General features: G+C 56.6%; 1 protein-coding gene. It reads right to left on the bottom strand.

All coding sequences use genetic code 11. The annotated features are described in order from the left end of the window. Nucleotides 1–682: 682 nt before the first annotated feature. A partial coding sequence (locus V6D20_15965) for a hypothetical protein (GenBank protein HEY9817276.1) occupies nucleotides 683–2,401 on the bottom strand: 1,719 nt, incomplete at its 5' end.

Raw genomic sequence — 2,401 nt, 5'->3', positions numbered from 1 at the left:
TTAATGCGGGCCATGGTCTGGTTTTCAATGAAGTCAGCGCCGTAGATGTCGACCCAGCCTCCATCAGCTGAGCAGAGCCCAGGGCCAAGCGGGGGGAAGTTGGGCGGGGTTTCGATCAACTCGAGGCTAGGCGGCGGCTGCACGACAAAGTTGGAGTCCGTCCACGTGCAGAAGTCGAGCGGCGAGTCGACAATGATTTCAACTGGGCCACGCAGGATATCCCAGACTGTAGAAGTAACCTAAGACATGAGAGAAGAAAACGTAGCATCAGCATGTCCCGATCACTCTTCATTTCTCCTAACATCTAGTGATCACCCCCATCATGACCATGACGTCATCAGCGTTATAGGCCGCATCATACCCACATCCCCCACTTCACCCTCAAAGGTCACACTCCAACCGCAGCCGCAACCCCTAACCCTAACCCCTCGTACCGGAACGTCCCCCTGGATGGCGGAATAGACTGTGTCGGGAACAGGGGCTGTGATATTGAGGCGAGTGCAAGTGGTGACAGTATCGGCATCGATAGTAAGGGAGCTGCAGTAGGTGGCATCGTCCCAGGAAGCCAGATCAATATCAAACTGGACACCGCCCACTGTTACCTATGCCATGAGCAGGAAAGGGGTTCAAAGCCACCCCCCCCTTGTACTCCAACCCAACGCCACCCTGACCCGACAACCCTTCATGACAGACGAGACTCGGAAGTTAGGGTTACCTGGGAGTAGTCAGTGTCAACATAGGGTGAGGGCTCAACTCGGAAGAAGTTGTCCCCAACCAAGGTGATAGTGCGAAGGTGGACGTTTTCGTCGTTGCAGATGTAAGTGGGCTCGTAGCCAGTGATAATGGGAGCAGGGCGCACGTTGATGGTGCTATTATCTTGGCAGCCGCCAGCAGAAAGAACGCTGACAGGAACATTCTGGCCAAAGCTCACAAAAGTGTAGTCGGTAACGGCAACGGTAAACTCGGTACACAGCTCGTATTCGTCCAAGGCGCCCACCTGGGTGGGGTTGCCAGAGCAATTGGAGGAGATGAGGGCGGAGCTGCCAACCAGGACGGGAGGATCGTCAAAGGACAAGTCAAGGGGCTGGCCGTTGACAATGTAGAAGGTGCCCGTCAAGGTGAAGTTGGTGTTGCGTGATGACTGGCAGATCGTGTCTGGCGCGATGTTGGTCACAGTGGGAGGAGGCACAAAGTGGAAAAGGTCGCCGGCCCTGGAGGCAGCGCAAGGGAGACTCGCGTGAGTCGCGTTCACCTCGGGAGTTTCAATAGTCGATCCCCCAGTAGCGCCAAACGTAAGGACAGCTTCGTTGCAAATATCAACAGAATAGGTCCTGCCTTGTTGGTCGAAGGTCAGGAGCGTGCAGTTCTGGAAAATGGGGGTCTGCACAGCACCGTCAACGGTAATTTCAGTCTCCACAAACTGGCTAGCAATAGCCTCGTCAAAGGCAACAAACTGCCCGGCAATCGTGATGTTGGCAGAGGAGGCAATGCAGAGGGCCGAGGGGGCAGCACGGGCGAGAGCAATGGGACTAACGGCAACCATGTTGATGGCGGGCGAGTCGCACTGTGGGTTGCTAGCGACGATGGGAACGAGGGCATCGACCGTGATGCTGGCAAGAGCCACATCAATGACGGCGGTTGTGCACAGCTCGAGGCTGGTAATGCCGGTGCTGGCAGCCATAGTGATGGGTTGGCATCCAGTCTGACTCACGACGTTGAGGCCACCGAAGCTGGTGGCCTGGGGCGTGCCCGACTCGTTGTAGCTGATGAAGTTGACACCACTGAGGGTAACTTGCTCGTCTTGGCAGATGACCAAGGGCGCGGTTGAGGTGATGGTGGGCTGCTCGTAGAGCGTAACCTGGAGAGGATCCGCGCTAGCGGAATTGCAGTCGGGGAGTGTCGCAGACGACCATGCCATGTCGGGTTGGACATAGCTTGCATTGCCCAGGAGAGCGACAGAGGAGGTATTGGCAACCGTGATGTCGAGAGTGGAGCACACTTCGACAACATGCGAAACGTCGCCCATGGTGAGATTGTGAAAGTCGCAGCCTGCAGGGAGGGCATGGCCTACGACTTCGGCGTCAAGCATAAAGGTGCCAATATCGCCATCGGCAGCGATAAAGAGGCCGGCGGCAGAAAAGGTCGTGGCTTGGTCAGGCGAGGCGCAAAGAATGCTCGGGGTGGCGCCAGAGATAGGCAGAGCTGGCGTAACAACATACTCAGCTTCGTGGTTGGTTTCAGCGTCGCAGCCGAGTTGGCTGGGAGTGAGGATCACAACCTCGGAAATGCCGCTTGGCGGGGCCTTGTAAGCGTTGTAGTAGGACATGGTGTTACAGTACTCCAGACCCGTTATGCCGGTAACTGGGGCAGTCGTAAGGGGCGTGCAATCACTGAGGCTGAA

The organism is Candidatus Obscuribacterales bacterium (assembly GCA_036703605.1).
Taxonomy (GTDB): Bacteria; Cyanobacteriota; Cyanobacteriia; order RECH01; family RECH01; genus RECH01.
Note: the sequence above shows the minus strand (reverse complement) of the source record. Positions and strands in the feature narration are given on the sequence as shown.